The sequence below is a fragment of the Pseudomonas sp. B21_DOA genome (genome assembly GCA_030544685.1).
In the GTDB taxonomy this organism is placed as follows: domain Bacteria; phylum Pseudomonadota; class Gammaproteobacteria; order Pseudomonadales; family Pseudomonadaceae; genus Aquipseudomonas; species Aquipseudomonas fluorescens_AO.
This window is the reverse complement of the sequence record CP086683.1, coordinates 4,418,514-4,433,350: the sequence shown is the minus strand read 5'-3', so window position 1 is coordinate 4,433,350 and position 14,837 is coordinate 4,418,514. Positions and strand designations below refer to the sequence as shown.

Below are 14,837 nucleotides of genomic sequence, written 5' to 3'. Positions count from 1 at the left end.
AACATGACATCCGGATGCAAACTTCTCTGTGCGGCGCTCATCGCGTTCGGTCTGGCCGGCTGCATTGCCGCGCCGATCGAAATGACCGCGCAAACCGAAACGCGACTGAAGACCCAGCCGCCCGTGCGTTTTTTGCTGACGTTCGATGATGGTCCCAGCGCTTCAGGGTGGTGGAACCCCACGGCCACGGTGCTCGACAGCCTCAAGAGCAATCCGGTGCAGGCAGACATCAAAGCCGTATTTTTCGTGCAGACCAGAGCATCCAGAGCGGGTGACAGCGAGATTGGTCGCAGCCTCATGCGCCGTGAGCACGTAGAGGGACATATCCTCGCCTTTCACACCGCGACTCACTGGCACACCAATCATCGCTTGCTTGAGCCGCAAGAACTGGAGCAATCGCTGACCGATGGCAGCGCTGACATCGCCGCTATTACCGGAGCGCCGCCCAAGCTGTTGCGCCCGCCGTTCTGGAACTACGACAAGCGCACATTTGCGGCCTATCAAAAACACGGCTTGCACGTCTTGCTCACGGACTTGAGCGCCAACGACGGCAAGATCTGGGGCTTCAACGCCAGCCCTCGGCGTCGGGCGAACATGTTGCGGCAGTTATCGCAAGTGCGTGAGCGCATTGCCCTTGGCCAATTGCCGACGGTGGATGGTGTGGTTCCGGTGGTAGTGACGTTCCATGATCTCAATCGCTACACGGCGCGCCACGCCCGAGAATATCTGCAGATTCTGCTCGAAAGCGCGGCGGCAACAGGGGTTACACTGGCAAACAAGCCGTTCTACGACGATCAGGCTGCTCTGGAAAAAGCTGCCCTGGCGCGTACGGTTCAGCAAAGCGCGGAACCGGTGAATCTGCCCGGAATGTGGAACTGGATCTGGGATCACGATGCGCATTGAGTGGCGTTGATAATTTGTGATCGGTTTGGCATTTGCGGATCAGGCAATAAACGCGTCCTGCATCTATGCTCGGTGGATCGATTTTCCGCCTGCGAGGCGTCCGCCCATGCTTGCCATTGCCGATATTTGTCGCATCGTCGAGTCAGGCTTCCCGAACTACAAATGTGATTGCGCGCCAACCGCACAAGGTTTATTGCGCATCAAGGTGTACGAGCCGGGCAGTGGACGCGTCGAGCTGTTGCTTGATGGCGTATCTCCCGAAAATTTGGTCACGATTCGCGATATTTCCAATTTCATCGCTGAACTGCGCACTGAAATGAGCGCAGGACGCCGGGCTTTCGCGGGCTGACCTCTTATAAGCGCCGTTGGAAAGCCTGCACAATGCGCCGCGTCGCGTCATTGGTTTCGAGATTCTGCACGGCATCGAGCGGATACCAGATGCAATCGACAATTTCGTTCTGCGGGCGCACATCGTCAATGTTGACCACCGAAGCCTCATAGACGTGATGCCGCGTACTGCCCGCCTGAAAGTCCATCAGGTACAGGACGTCCTCAGCATTGAGCCCGGTTTCCTCCTGCAACTCGCGCACGGCTGCCGCCGCACGGGTTTCCCGGGTTCGACCTTGCCGCCGGGTAATGACCAGTGATGGCGGGGTTTGCGCACCAGGAGGATATGGCGATCCTGCTCGCAAATGACGGTGGCGCGTACTTTCATAATTGCCTTGTTGATGCGTGTCATAAAACTGTAATCAATCTGCAATATTCGAGCCGCAAGCGGATTTAAAGGTTCCCTCTTGATTCGGAGCCATTTGCGTAGCAAAAAGTGCCAGTGAATTGACATGTGCCAGGGCGAATCCGGTTTACACCGCAGCGGGGAGCGGGTGTAAGGTAAGCCCGTACACCGAAAACACCGTTGGCAAACAGGAGGTGCTCATGAGCATTCCAATGCTGAACAAGCTGCACATGAACGGTTATGACGTGCTCAGCGTGAACAACGGGCCATGGCGAGTCTGCACGCAGGGCGACCGATTGGCGTCATTCACCAGCAGGGAGGAAGCGATGGCTTACGCGGCGGCGCTTCCCGGTTACAAAAACGCTCCAGGCAAGTGCAAAGCCACAGTGGCGGCTGACCCGTTGTAACGAAAGAGCCCCGGTTTCGACCGGGGCTTCTTGTTTGAGGCCTTCAAGTGCTTCAGTGAACCTTGGTTCGGCTGATGGTCCGGGCTTTTACCTCCTTGGCATAAATCTGCAATCTTTCCTCGTCGCTTTGCAGGATCTCGCAAGACCGCAATACAGTCTGAGCGTCGGCCTCGTTACCGGATTTGCGCAATTGCTCAGCGATGCGCTTGAGGTCGACCGCCGACCACCTCAGGTCCGACGCCACGCTTTGCAAATCCCGTTGAAGTTCGTGTTCGTATTCATTGAGCCGCATGATCACCTCCAGAACATTCTCGGTAGGAAAGAGTAGTCGCATTTTTCCACCTGGGGCCAGGCCATCTGACGCCCGGCTGAACCGATGTAAAAAATTGTCCAAACCCCGGTAACGGCGGGGTGCCACGATGGATGTGCACGCCGTTAAACGGTACATTCACGTTTTTTCGGAACAGGTAAACAGCATGCGCGTATGGATCGGCACTTTTGCACTGGCCCTGTTGACGGGTTGCTCGTTACCAGCATCGCTGGTGCCGGGCGAGCCAAACCTCAGCAAGACCAGTGACAAGCCTCCCAAGGAATATGCCGCGTGTTTGTTACCGCTGTGGCAGAAGGACGTGGCCAAGACTTCGCAGACGTCGATTTCCAACGGCTACCGGATTACCGCGCCGAGCATTATCACGGCGGATGAGATTCTCGATATCGTCAAATACAAGGACGGCAGCAAAGTGTCCCTCTATCAGGGGCCGCCTTGGGCCAAGTCCGGATCGCTGCGCCAATCGGTGCGTGACTGCCTGTAACCGGGCGCCCGGATCTCAAAAAGGCAGACACCGAAGTTCGGTGTCTGCCTTTTTTCATTGGATGGAGACTCCCGCCAAACGCTCGCAATGAGCTGTGACAGTTGCCCGCGAGGCGCAGCAGGATCCTTGACTAGGCTTTGAATGTCGGCCCGTGACGGGATCGGCATGACTGAAAGGAGTCTCGGATCATGGATGATCTGGTCAAGGACATCATTCCGCTGTTGCAGTATCTAATCCCAGGTTTTCTATCGACCTGGATCTTCTATTCACTTACGGCATTCAAGCGACCGGATACGTTCGGCCAGATCGTGCAGGCGCTGATATTTACTTTTGTGATTCAGGGCGCGGTGTTGGCGGTGGGCAACCTCTGTTTGTGGGTTGGCTCGAAGGGTTTTTCATTAGGAAGCTGGGATGATCGGGCGCAAACGCTCTGGGCATTTGTGTTTTCGCTGATGCTGGGTTTGTTTGCCTGTTACCTGGCTACGAGTGACAAATTGCACGGCTGGTTACGTAAGCGAAACGTCACGAAACAATCTTCTTTCCCCAGTGAATGGTTCTGCGCTTTCGCCCAGTTCGACCGGTTCATAACCCTGCATTTACATGACGAGAGGCGCGTGTTTGGCTGGCCTGTCGAGTGGCCGTCCGAATCCAGTTGTGGGCAATTCGTGATGCAGAATCCACGTTGGGTTAATGACGATGGCAAGTCGACGCCTTTTGGTGCCGAAATTTTGCTGATAGATTCCGCGCAAGTTAAGTGGGTTGAATTCAGCCCGGTATCAGAGGGTTCATCATGACGACTGCAAGAGCACCGCGACCAATGCCAAAGCAATACGAACGCCTGTTCACTGGTCCTGACGGCAAGCCGCTGGAGGAGCCGTTGATCAAAGCCCCGAGCGCTCCGCCGCCACTCAAATACAGGTTGCCACAATAATTTTCAGCCCCAACCCTGCACCACCGCCCGGCGAATCGCCTCCAGCAACATCGCGAACGCCGGGTTGTCATTGTTCTCACGCCAGATCAGATGCAGTTCGCTCTGCACCCCTTCGCCCAGATCGATCTCGCGAAACACCACATTCCTGAACACCACGCTGGTCGCGCAACGTGGTACCAGCGCCAGACCCATGCCAGCGTTGACCAGCGCCAGAATGGTCAGCGACGAGCCCAGCCACTGCACGTAATCCGGCGCCACCCGCGCTGAGCGCAGCGTGCCGGTCAACAGTTCGTTGAACGGCGGATAGGCTTCATGGGAGTACATCAGGAACGGTTGTTTATCCAGATCAGCCACTGATACCTCAGATGCATTGGCCAACCGATGCCCGCTCGGCACTGCCAGCACAAATGGTTCGCGCACCAGGCATTCGGTGGCATAGCCCGGTTCCTGCAATGGCGCCCGGGCGATGCCCAGGTCGATACGACGAGCGCGCAAGGCCTCGTGCTGCTGATAGGTATTCATCTCTGCCAGATCGATTTTCACCTGAGGCTGTTTGAGCCGCGCTTCGGCGATCACCTTTGGCAGAAACTCATACACCGCGCTGCCGACGAACGCGATGTTCACCGAGCCAATGTCGCCCTCTGCAAACCGGCGTGCGGTGACTGCCGCTTGCTGCGCGCGCTCCAGCAGATTCTGCGCTTCGACAAAAAATGCCCGGCCCGCCGCCGTCAGCGCAACGCTGCGGGTGCTGCGGGTGAACAACTCGACGCCGAGGTGATGCTCCAGCAGCTGAATCTGCCGGCTCAGCGGTGGCTGAGTCATGTTCAAGCGTTCGGCGGCGCGGCGAAAGTTGAGTTCGGTGGCGACCGTAGTGAAGCAGCGCAGCTGGGTAAGTTCGAACATTGATCTAATCCGGGTATCAATCGAATGCCTGTTTAGATTAGACGGGATCAATGCGCGACGTCCATGATCGGCTCATCGCTTCAAGTCATCCCTAAAAAACAAGATCGGGAGTCGCCCCTTGAAAACCCTCCAGAGTCCGCCGGACATCACGGTGCTCGCCCGCGCCGCCGCCAAGGTCAAACGCCACGTCCTGCCGCTGTTCGTGGTGATGTTCATCGTCAATTACATCGACCGGGTGAATATCGGTTTCGTGCGCAGCCATCTGGAAACCGATCTGGGTATCGGCGCAGCGGCGTACGGACTTGGCGCCGGGCTGTTTTTCATCGGTTACGCACTGTTCGAAGTGCCCTCGAACATGCTGCTGCAGCGCTATGGCGCGAGGGTCTGGCTGACCCGGATCATGTTCACCTGAGGCGCCGCGGCCATGGCCATGGCTTTCGTTCAGGGTGAAACCAGCTTCTACGTACTGCGCTTTATCCTGGGCGCGGCCGAGGCTGGGTTCTTCCCGGGGATCATTTATTACTTCACCCAGTGGCTGCCAGCGTCCGAGCGCGGCAAAACCATGGCGGTGTTTCTCAGCGGCTCGGCGATTGCCTCGGTGATTTCCGGCCCGGTGTCCGGTGCGCTGCTGCATATCAGCGGGCTCGGCATGCACGGCTGGCAGTGGATGTTTCTGATCGAAGGCGCAGCGTCGGTGGTGTTGTGCGCATTCGTCTGGTTCTGGCTGCAATCACACCCGCGTCAAGCCAAGTGGCTGAGCGAGGAAGAGCGCGAAGCGCTGGTCGCGGCGATTGCCGAAGAACAACGCGTTCGCGAAGCAGTACAAGTCGCCAAACCATCGATGTTCAAGCTGCTGGCTGACCGGCAGATCGCGCTGTTCTGCTTCATCTATTTCTCCATCGCGCTGACCATTTACGGCGCGACGTTCTGGCTGCCGAGCATGATCAAGAAGATGGGCAACCTCGGTGATTTCCAGGTCGGGCTGCTCAATTCGATTCCGTGGATCATTTCGATTGTCGCCATGTACGGCTTCGCGGCGATGGCCGGCAAATGGAAATTCCAACAGGCCTGGGTCGCGCTGACCTTGGTTATCGCCGCCATCGGTATGTTCATGTCGACCACCGGCGGGCCGGTGTTTGCCTTCGTCGCCATCTGCTTTGCCGCCATCGGTTTCAAAGCGGCGTCGGCGCTGTTCTGGCCGATTCCGCAAAGCTATCTGGATGCGCGCATCGCTGCGGCGGTGATCGCGCTGATCAACTCCATCGGCAACCTTGGCGGCTTCGTCGCGCCGACCGCGTTCGGCATTCTTGAACAAACCACCGGCTCCATCGAGGGCGGCCTGTATGGCCTTGCGGCGACATCGCTGATCGCCGCCGTAGTGATCTTCTTCGCCCGCACGGCGCCCGGCGCCAAAGGCCAAACCCCGGCAAAGCCAAGTGACGAAGCCGCCGTTGTGGCGCCGGCTCGTCCGGCCGCGAGCCACTGAATCGATTGTTGATCTGTCAGGAGCGTCATCTTGAAAATCACCCGTGTCAGCGTCACCCCGATTGCCTTCCGTGATCCGCCACTGCTCAACGCCAGTGGCATCCACGAACCCTTTGCCTTGCGCTCGATCATCGAGATCGAGAGTGACAACGGCTACATCGGCCTCGGCGAAAGCTACGGCGATGCCCCGGCGCTGGCGATCCAGCAACAATTGCAGAGCCAGTTGATCGGCCTTGATCCGTTCAACCTCAATCAGTTACGCGCGATCGTGCAGGCCACCGTGGCGGCAAATAAACCGGCGAGCATTGCTGGCGCTGAACTGGCCCCCGGTTCCCACGCCAGCAAAGCGGTGAGCAATGCCTACTCGGCGTTTGAAGTAGCGTTTCTCGATTTGCAAGCGCACTACCTGAACGTGCCGCTGGTGGACCTGCTCGGCGGCGCGATCCGCGATGAAGTGCCGTTCAGCGCTTACCTGTTTTTCAAATACGCCGAACATATCGAATCGCCCTACAAACCGGACAACTGGGGCGAGGCGCTGAACGAGCAGCAGATCGTCGCCCAGGCAGCGCGAATGATCGAAGCCTACGGTTTCAAGAGCATCAAGCTCAAGGCCGGTACCTTGCCGCCGGAGCATGAAGTGGCTTGCATCAAGGCGCTGAAGAAAGCTTTTCCGGGATTGCCGCTGCGCATCGATCCGAACGGCAACTGGTCGCTGGAGACGGCGATTCGCATGGCCGAACTGCTCGGCGATGACCTGCAGTATTACGAAGATCCGACCCCGGGCCTTGATGGCATGGCTGAGCTGCACAAGCGCACCGGTCTGCCCTTGGCGACCAATATGGTCGTCACCGATTTCGACGAGTTCCGCCGCAGCGTTGCGCAGAACAGCGTGCAGATTGTCCTCGCCGACCACCATTACTGGGGTGGCCTGCGGGATACGCAGACGCTGGCGAAAATGTGCGACGTGTTCGGCCTCGGCGTGTCGATGCATTCCAATTCCCACTTGGGCATCAGCCTGATGGCCATGGCGCACGTCGCGGCGGCAGTGCCGAATCTGGATTACGCCTGTGACACCCACTACCCGTGGCAGGAGCCGGACGAGGAAGTGATCAAGGGCGGCAAGCTGCCGATTGTCGATGGCTGCGTGAAGATCACCCGCGCGCCGGGGCTCGGGCTGGAGCTGGATCATGAGCAACTGGCCAAGCTGCATGACCAGTACCTGACGTGCGGGATTCGCCAGCGCGATGACGTGCGGCAGATGCAGCGGTACAAGGCGGATTGGCGGGCGGTCAAGCCGAGGTTTTGAGGTGGTCGGGACGGGCCCCATCGCGGGCAAGCCCGCTCCCACAGGGTCTTTGTCGGATGCAAAATTTGTGAGCGACACAATACCTGTGGGAGCGGGCTTGCCCGCGATGGGGCCCACGAGTCAAAGCGTCTCGAGCAGCCAATCCCGAAACGCTCTCAACGAAGGCAGATTCTCATTACGCGGCGGGTACACCAGGTAATAGCTGCGTCGGCTGGTAATCGGCTCTCCCAGTTGCAGCAATTCGCCCTTGAGCAATTCGTCTTCGACCAGAATCCGCGGCACCAGGCCGACGCCGATATTGGCGCGTACTGCCTGAATCAAGTGCGAGGTCATTTCGAAGCTTGGCCCGATTCGCATGCTGCGATGCGGCAGTTGATGATGGCTGAACCATTCCGCCCATGCCTGGGCATTGCTGCTGACGTTGAGCAGCAACTGCCCGGCCATGTGCCGCTCGGCCTCGTCGCGTTCAGTCGCCGACAGCTGCGCGCTGGCAATCGCCACCAGTTCTTCGGTGTGCAGGGGCAGGGCGGTCAGGCCTGGCCACTCACCGCCGCCGACACAGATGGCCGCGTCGATTTCGCTGGTGTCGAAGTCGATGGTTTCGATCCGCGAATGCAGGTGCACGGTCATGCCCGGGTGCGCCGTGTAGAAATCCTTCAACCGTGGCAGCAGCCATTTCGAACCGAAGGTTGGCAGCGTCGCCAGGCGCAGGCTATGGATGCCCGAACCAAACGCCATCGCCTGCAAGGTTGCGCTGCGAATCTGTCCGAGGGCTTCGCTGAGCTCGCGCTGATACATGCGCCCGACATCCGTCAGCACCACCTGCCGGCCTTCGCGGCTGAACAGGCGCATGCCGAGCATCTTCTCGAGAATCTGCACCTGACGGCTGACCGCGCTCTGCGTCAGTGACAGTTCATGGGCGGCGCGGGTGTAGCTTTCATGCCGAGCGGCGGCCTCGAAAGCCAGCAGCAGCGACATGGACGGTGTAAGGGTGCGCGGATTCATTCGTAAAACTCATCGATAACGGGTCGAATTTACGCTTGTTCGATGGCTGGCCAGCAATGAACATGGGCGCAATCAGATGGCGGAGCCTGACGCAATCATTCCTTGCGCACAACTGTTCACCGCCACACAGCCCGATTTGACCGAGATGACCCGACCGATGATTGCCCAGCTGTCGCCTGCCAAAGCCCTGACCGGCGATTACCAACAATTCCTCGCCGCCCTGAAAGACAGCGGCTTTCGCGGGGAAATCAGCGCTGATTACGCCAGCCGCGTGGTGCTCGCGACCGACAACTCGATCTATCAGCGCTTGCCGCAAGCGGCGGTGTTTCCGCTGGACGCCGAAGACGTTGCACGTGTGGCGCGGCTGATTGCCGAACCAGCGTACGAGAAAGTGGTGATCACCCCGCGTGGCGGTGGCACCGGCACCAACGGCCAATCGCTGACGGACGGCATCGTCGTCGACCTGTCGCGGCACATGAATCGCATTCTGGAAATCAACGTTGAACAGCGCTGGGTGCGGGTGCAGGCCGGTGTGGTCAAGGACCAGCTCAACGCCGCCCTGAAATCCGCCGGGCTGTTTTTCGCCCCGGAACTGTCGACCTCGAACCGCGCCACGGTCGGCGGCATGATCAACACCGACGCCAGCGGCCAGGGCAGTTGCACCTACGGCAAGACCCGCGACCATGTGCTGGAGCTTGAGATGATCCTGCGCGGCGGCGAGTGTCTGCACGGCCTGCCGCTGGCCGCGGATGAGCTTGCAGCGCAGTGCGCCCGCGATGATCGCGTCGGCGAAGTTTATCGTTGTGCGCGGCAGATCATTGATGAACAGGGCGAGCTGATCAAAGCACGCTTTCCCGATCTCAACCGCTGCCTGACCGGTTATGACCTGGCGCATCTGCGCGAGGCCGATCAGCGCTTCAACCTCAACAGCGTGCTCTGTGGCGCTGAAGGCTCGCTGGGCTTCGTCGTCGAAGCGCGGCTCAACGTGCTGCCGATTCCCAAACACACGATGCTGGTGAATATCCGCTATGCCGGGTTCATGGATGCCTTGCGTGATGCGCGGGCGTTGATGGCGCTCAAGCCGTTGTCGATTGAAACCGTTGACTCCAAGGTCTTGCTGTTGGCGATGCAGGACATCGTCTGGCACGGCGTTGCCGAATATTTTCCTGAAAACGCTGAGCGGCCGACGCTGGGCATCAACCTGGTCGAGTTCTGCGGTGACGATCCCGAAGACCTGCAACGCCGCGTCGAAGCGTTCCTCGAACACCTGCAAAACGACCGCACGGTGGAGCGCCTCGGGCATACGCTGGCGGTCGGTCAGGCAGTGGTGAACAAGGTCTACGGCATGCGCAAGCGGGCGGTGGGCCTGCTCGGCAACGTCGCCGGCGAAGCCCGCCCGCAGCCGTTCGTTGAAGACACCGCAGTGCCGCCGCAGCACTTGGCCGAATACATCGCCGAGCTACGCGATTTGCTCGACAGCCACGGTTTGCAGTACGGCATGTTCGGCCATGTCGACGCCGGCGTGCTGCACGTGCGGCCGATCCTCGACATGAAAGACCCGCAGCAAGCGGCGCTGGTACGCCCGGTGTCCGATGGCGTAGCGGCGCTGACCCAGCGCTACGGCGGCCTGCTCTGGGGCGAGCATGGCAAGGGCCTGCGTTCGGAATACGCGCCGGCATTCTTCGGCGAGTTGTACCCGGCGCTGCAAGCCTTGAAAGCAGCGTTCGACCCTTTCAATCAGTTCAACCCGGGCAAAATCGCCACGCCAGCGAGCAGCGGCGCAGCGCTGCTGAAAATCGATGAAGTGACCCTGCGCGGCGAGCTGGATCGGCAGATCGACGAGAAAGTCTGGCAAAGCTACGGCGCGGCCATGCACTGCAACGGTAACGGCGCCTGCTACAACTTCGACCCCGATGACGCCATGTGCCCGTCGTGGAAAGCCACCCGCGAACGCGCGCAATCGCCCAAGGGCCGCGCTTCATTGATTCGCGAATGGCTGCGGTTGCAGGGCGAGGCGGGTGTCGATGTGCTCTCGGACGCAATCCGTAAACCGGCGTTTTTCAGCACGCTGTGGCAGCGCTGGCGCAACAGCCGCGATCCGTCGGCGGATTTTTCCCATGAGGTGTACGACGCCATGGCCGGTTGTCTGGCCTGTAAATCCTGCGCGGGGCAGTGCCCGGTGAAGGTCAACGTGCCGGAATTCCGCTCGCGTTTTCTCGAGCTGTATCACAGTCGTTATCTGCGTCCGGCACGGGATTACCTGATTGCCTCGCTGGAATACACCATTCCGTACATGGCGCATATTCCGGCGCTGTACAACGGCTTGATGGGCGCGGGCTGGGTGCGTGGCGCACTGGCGCGGATCGGTGGCATGGTCGATGTGCCGTTGCTCAGCCGTTTCGATTTCCACGCGGCGATGCGCCGTTGGCAGGTGCAGCCAGCAACGGTTGCAACGCTGTCGGCACTGACCTCAGAGCAACGCGAACGCAGCGTGGTCATCGTGCAGGACGCCTTCACCCGCTATTTCGAAGCGCCGCTGCTGGCTGATCTGGTCGAGCTGATTTCGCGCCTGGGTTATCAGGTCTATCTCGCGCCGTTCAGCGCCAACGGCAAGCCGCTGCACGTGCAGGGCTTTCTCTCGGCGTTCAATCGTGCGGCGTTGCGTAACACTGAGCAGTTGCAGGCGCTGGCGCAGACCGGCGTGCCGCTGCTGGGGCTGGATCCGGCGATGACTTTGGTCTATCGCCAGGAATACCTGAAAGTGCCGGGCTTGAATGAATGTCCTGAAGTGGCGCTGGTGCAGGAATGGTTACTCAAGGTCATGCCAGAACGGACGCCTGAGGCTCAACCCAAAGCGTTCCGTCTGCTCGCACATTGCACGGAGAAAACCAACGCGCCGGCCGCGACCCTCCAGTGGGAACAGGTCTTCGGACGTGCCGGTCTGAAGCTCGCCACACAAGCCACCGGTTGCTGCGGCATGTCCGGTACTTATGGCCACGAAGCACGCAACCGCCAGACCTCGGCCGTCATTTACGAGCAGTCGTGGGCGCGTCAGGTGCAGGCGCCGGCGGAGCAGGGCGAGGCGTTGGCGACCGGCTACTCCTGCCGCAGCCAGGTCAAGCGCCAGTCGGATCAGGCGCTGCGCCATCCGTTGCAGGTGCTGCTCCAGACGCTGCGTCGCTGACCGTGTCGCTGGTGTCCCTGTCCCAGATCAGGCGCGGGTCGAAACTCATCGCCGCGAGCATGGTGAACACCACGACCAGGCCGAAGAACAGGATGCCCGGTCGTGGCTCGATATCGCCCAGCGCCTGGAACTTCACCAGCGCCGCGACCAGCGCGACCACCAGCACGTCGAGCATCGACCAATAGCCGATCAGCTCGACGAAGCGGTACAACTTCGAACGCTCCTTGCGCGCCCAATCGCTGTTTCGCTGCACCGTGACCAGCAGCAAGGTCAGGGCGACGAACTTGACCCCCGGCACCGCGATACTGGCGATGAAAATGATCAGGGCGATGTCCCACGCTCCGGCCTCCCAGAACTCCAGCACGCCGCTCATGATCGTGCTGTCGGCGCCGTTGCCGAGCATCACCGTATTCATCACTGGCAGCAGATTGGCCGGGATATAAAAGACCAGTGCAGCGAGCATGTACGCCCAGGTGCGCGTCAGTGAATTGGTCTTGCGCCGATGCAGCGGTGCATCGCAGCGTGGGCATTGGTGGGGCTCGTCGGTCATGTCGCAGGCCAGGCCACAGCTGTGGCACAGGCACAGGTTGAGCTCGCTGGCGGTCGGTGGACGCTTCATAAAATGTCCCAGAGTTCGCGGATGTCACGGCCGGCAATGCGGATCATCATCAGGCTCAGCACCGCCAGGGCAAACAGGCCGATCCCCGGCAGCACATCGAGCAGGCCGGCGAGTTTGAACACCGCGACCATCGCCCCCAGCAGACACACCTCAAGCATGCTCCACGGGCGCAGGGTCTCCAGCCAGCGCATGCACAGATTGAACCCCGGCGCTCGACGCAGACCGAGGGCAAAGCCCAACACCCAGACCAGCAACACCAGCTGAAACGCCGGGGCGATGATGATCGCAATAGCAGCGACCATCGCGATGAAGGTGATCGGTCCCTGGCTCAGCGCGAGCACCGAATCCCACAGGGTCGCGCTGTTTTTCATGCCTTTGAGGCTGATGCTCATCACCGGGTAGAAATTGGCAAACAGCCACAGCATCGCCGCCGTGAACGTCAATGCCAGACGCTGCTCGATGGTCAGGCCGTTGAAACGCTGCAGCACGCCACCGCAGCGCACGCACAGGGTTTTCTGGTGTTTGGCGAGCACGACTTTCTCGTACACGCAATCACAGTGCTCGCAGATGATCAGGTGTTGGGTGTTGATCATGGACAACGCTCAGGGGCAAGACGTACCTGTTCACTATAGAAGGCTGGGGTGGATGGGCAACCTCGATGTCGGGATGTTTGGGTTTTGCTTTTTTGATGTTATAAGGTAACGCAAAATTCGAGGGCGGCATTGTGGCTGCCCGGTGTTATTCCTCTCGATTGCGAAAGATCCATGACCCCAGCGCTTCCCCGTTCTGCCCCACTGACGACTGGCCGGCTGCTCTCCATTGATGCGCTCAGAGGCCTGGTGATCCTGTTCATGCTACTTGATCATGTACGCGAAACCTTCCTGCTGCACCGCCAAGTCTCCGATCCGATGGACATCACCAGCACCGAGCCGGCGCTGTTTTTCAGCCGCACATTGGCGCATTTGTGTGCGCCGGTATTCGTCTTGCTGACCGGTTTGTCGGCATGGTTGTACGGCGAAAAATACGCCGGTAAAGCCGATGTCAGCGCGTTTCTGTTCAAGCGCGGTTTGTTCCTCGTGGCGCTGGAGTTCACCTTGGTGAACTCCGCCTGGACGTTCCAGTTGCCGCCGAGCGTGATCTACCTGCAGGTGATCTGGGCGATCGGCCTGAGCATGGTCGCGCTGGCGCTGCTGGTCTGGTTGCCACGTGCGGTGTTGCTGGTGCTGAGCGTAGCGATCATCGCCGGGCACAATCTGCTCGACGCGGTGCATTTCCCGGTCGAGTCGGCGATGCATGTGCCTTGGGCGATTCTGCATGACCGCGGCTGGATCGAGATCAGCGAAACCCTGCGCCTGCGTACCTCGTATCCGTTATTGCCATGGATCGGTGTGATCGGTTTGGGGTACGCGCTGGGGCCGTGGTTCGCTCGGGGCATGGAAGCGGCGGTGCGCCAGCGTCGTTTGCTGATGGCCGGGGCCGGTGGATTGCTGGGATTTGTGGTGCTGCGTTTGATCAACGGCTACGGCGAAAAGCCGTGGGCGATCAGCGATTCGCTGGTGCAGACGCTGATGAGTTTTTTCAATATCACCAAATATCCGCCGTCACTGCTGTTCATCGGGTTGACGGTGAGCGTGGGGCTGTTGCTGCTGCTCGCCTTTGAGCGCGTGCAGGGTCGCCGCTGGATTGGCTGGCTGACGGTGTTCGGCTCGGCGCCGATGTTTTTCTATCTGCTGCACTTGTATGTGTTGAAGGTGTTGTACCTGATTGGTGTGGCGCTGTTCGGCCTGAATCAGGGCAGCTATTTCGGTTTTTCGACGGTGACGGCGGTGTGGCTGGCGGCGATGGTTCTTGCCGTGGTGTTGTTCCCGGCAGTGCGCTGGTTTTCGGCACTCAAGGCGCGGCGCCGGGATATCAGTTGGTTGAAATATTTGTAAATCGAAGCAGAGTTTGTGGGAGTGAGCTTGCTCGCGAAGAGGGTGTGTCAGTCGATGCAGCGGTGACTGACAGGACGCTTTCGCGAGCAGGCTCGCTCCCACAGTGGGTATGTGTTGCGCCGTGAATTAACTACCAGCGGCGGTTTTTGTGTGGGAGCGGGCTTGCTCGCGAAGAGGGTGTGTCAGGCGAATGCATTTGACGACTGACAAAATGCTTTCGCGGGCAAGCCCGCTCCCACAGTGGGTATGTGTTGCGCCGCGCATTACCTACCAGCGGTGGTCCCTTTGTGGGAGCGGGCTTGCTCGCGAAGAGGGTGTGTCAGGTAATGCATTCGGTGACTGACAGAATGCTTTCGCGGGCAAGCCCGCTCCCACAATGGTATGTGTTGCGCCGTGAATTAACTACCAGCGGTGGTTCTTGTGTGGGAGCGGGCTTGCTCGCGAAGAGGGTGTGTCAGGCAATGCATTCGGTGACTGACAAAATGCTTTCGCGGGCAAGCCCGCTCCCACAGTGGGTGTGTTGCGACGTGAATTAACTACCAGCAGCGGTTCTTGTGTGGGAGCGGGCTTGCTCGCGAAGAGGGTGTGTCAAGCAATGCATTCGGTGACTGACAA

Annotated in this window: 13 protein-coding genes and 2 pseudogenes; 9 read left to right on the top strand and 6 right to left on the bottom strand. The window is 59.8% G+C overall.

Going from position 1 to position 14,837, the window contains the following annotated elements; genetic code table 11:
• Nucleotides 1-3 precede the first annotated feature (3 nt).
• Complete coding sequence (locus LJU32_20390) at nucleotides 4-903, top strand: polysaccharide deacetylase family protein (protein ID WKV87931.1); 900 nt, start codon at nucleotides 4-6, stop codon at nucleotides 901-903.
• Nucleotides 904-1,009: 106 nt separating this feature from the next.
• Complete coding sequence (locus tag LJU32_20385; protein WKV87930.1) at nucleotides 1,010-1,252, top strand: DUF1652 domain-containing protein; 243 nt, start codon at nucleotides 1,010-1,012, stop codon at nucleotides 1,250-1,252.
• 4 nt (nucleotides 1,253-1,256) lie between these two features.
• Here LJU32_20385 and LJU32_20380 read toward each other — a convergent pair.
• Nucleotides 1,257-1,618, bottom strand: a pseudogene (locus LJU32_20380) (NUDIX domain-containing protein).
• Nucleotides 1,619-1,836: 218 nt separating this feature from the next.
• Here LJU32_20380 and LJU32_20375 point away from each other — a divergent pair.
• On the top strand, nucleotides 1,837-2,043 hold the full coding sequence (locus LJU32_20375; GenBank protein WKV87929.1) for a DUF2188 domain-containing protein: 207 nt from the start codon (nucleotides 1,837-1,839) through the stop codon (nucleotides 2,041-2,043).
• Nucleotides 2,044-2,095: 52 nt separating this feature from the next.
• Here the strand turns inward: LJU32_20375 and LJU32_20370 are convergent, their stop codons facing one another.
• The gene (locus LJU32_20370) at nucleotides 2,096-2,335 is read right to left on the bottom strand and encodes a hypothetical protein (protein ID WKV87928.1); all 240 of its coding nucleotides are present in this window, start codon (nucleotides 2,333-2,335) and stop codon (nucleotides 2,096-2,098) included.
• A 184-nt stretch (nucleotides 2,336-2,519) separates the two neighbouring features.
• On the opposite strand from LJU32_20370, the gene LJU32_20365 reads away from it, so the two are divergent.
• Together LJU32_20365 and LJU32_20360 are read left to right on the top strand one after the other, a co-directional pair.
• Nucleotides 2,520-2,855, top strand: a complete 336-nt coding sequence (locus LJU32_20365; protein WKV87927.1) for a hypothetical protein — start codon at nucleotides 2,520-2,522, stop codon at nucleotides 2,853-2,855.
• Between the two features lie 188 nt (nucleotides 2,856-3,043).
• A complete protein-coding gene (locus LJU32_20360) occupies nucleotides 3,044-3,649 on the top strand; it encodes a DUF6338 family protein (protein WKV87926.1) in 606 nt (201 codons plus the stop codon).
• A 140-nt stretch (nucleotides 3,650-3,789) separates the two neighbouring features.
• Here the strand turns inward: LJU32_20360 and LJU32_20355 are convergent, their stop codons facing one another.
• Nucleotides 3,790-4,689, bottom strand: a complete 900-nt coding sequence (locus tag LJU32_20355) for a LysR family transcriptional regulator (GenBank protein ID WKV87925.1) — start codon at nucleotides 4,687-4,689, stop codon at nucleotides 3,790-3,792.
• A 118-nt stretch (nucleotides 4,690-4,807) separates the two neighbouring features.
• Between LJU32_20355 and LJU32_20350 the strand changes: the two are divergent.
• Nucleotides 4,808-6,175, top strand: a pseudogene (locus tag LJU32_20350) (MFS transporter).
• 30 nt (nucleotides 6,176-6,205) lie between these two features.
• Nucleotides 6,206-7,480: a glucarate dehydratase family protein gene (locus LJU32_20345; GenBank protein WKV87924.1), complete on the top strand. Its 1,275-nt coding sequence runs from the start codon at nucleotides 6,206-6,208 to the stop codon at nucleotides 7,478-7,480.
• 120 nt (nucleotides 7,481-7,600) lie between these two features.
• Here LJU32_20345 and LJU32_20340 read toward each other — a convergent pair whose 3' ends face one another.
• Nucleotides 7,601-8,485 carry a LysR family transcriptional regulator gene (locus tag LJU32_20340; protein ID WKV87923.1) on the bottom strand — a complete coding sequence of 295 codons (885 nt, stop codon included), beginning with the start codon at nucleotides 8,483-8,485 and terminating at the stop codon, nucleotides 7,601-7,603.
• A gap of 157 nt (nucleotides 8,486-8,642) precedes the next feature.
• Here LJU32_20340 and LJU32_20335 point away from each other — a divergent pair, with 157 nt between their 5' ends.
• On the top strand, nucleotides 8,643-11,669 hold the full coding sequence (locus LJU32_20335) for an FAD-binding oxidoreductase (GenBank protein WKV91160.1): 3,027 nt from the start codon (nucleotides 8,643-8,645) through the stop codon (nucleotides 11,667-11,669).
• Here the strand turns inward: LJU32_20335 and LJU32_20330 are convergent.
• Both LJU32_20330 and LJU32_20325 read right to left on the bottom strand, forming a co-directional pair.
• The gene (locus tag LJU32_20330) at nucleotides 11,602-12,288 is read right to left on the bottom strand and encodes a paraquat-inducible protein A (GenBank protein ID WKV87922.1); all 687 of its coding nucleotides are present in this window, start codon (nucleotides 12,286-12,288) and stop codon (nucleotides 11,602-11,604) included. The two genes, LJU32_20335 and LJU32_20330, sit on opposite strands and share 68 nt — an antisense overlap.
• Complete coding sequence (locus tag LJU32_20325) at nucleotides 12,285-12,881, bottom strand: paraquat-inducible protein A (GenBank protein WKV87921.1); 597 nt, start codon at nucleotides 12,879-12,881, stop codon at nucleotides 12,285-12,287. Before LJU32_20325 ends, LJU32_20330 begins: the two co-directional genes overlap by 4 nt.
• 171 nt (nucleotides 12,882-13,052) lie before the next feature.
• Between LJU32_20325 and LJU32_20320 the strand changes: the two genes are divergently transcribed.
• Complete coding sequence (locus tag LJU32_20320) at nucleotides 13,053-14,222, top strand: DUF1624 domain-containing protein (GenBank protein WKV87920.1); 1,170 nt, start codon at nucleotides 13,053-13,055, stop codon at nucleotides 14,220-14,222.
• Nucleotides 14,223-14,837: the final 615 nt, after the last annotated feature.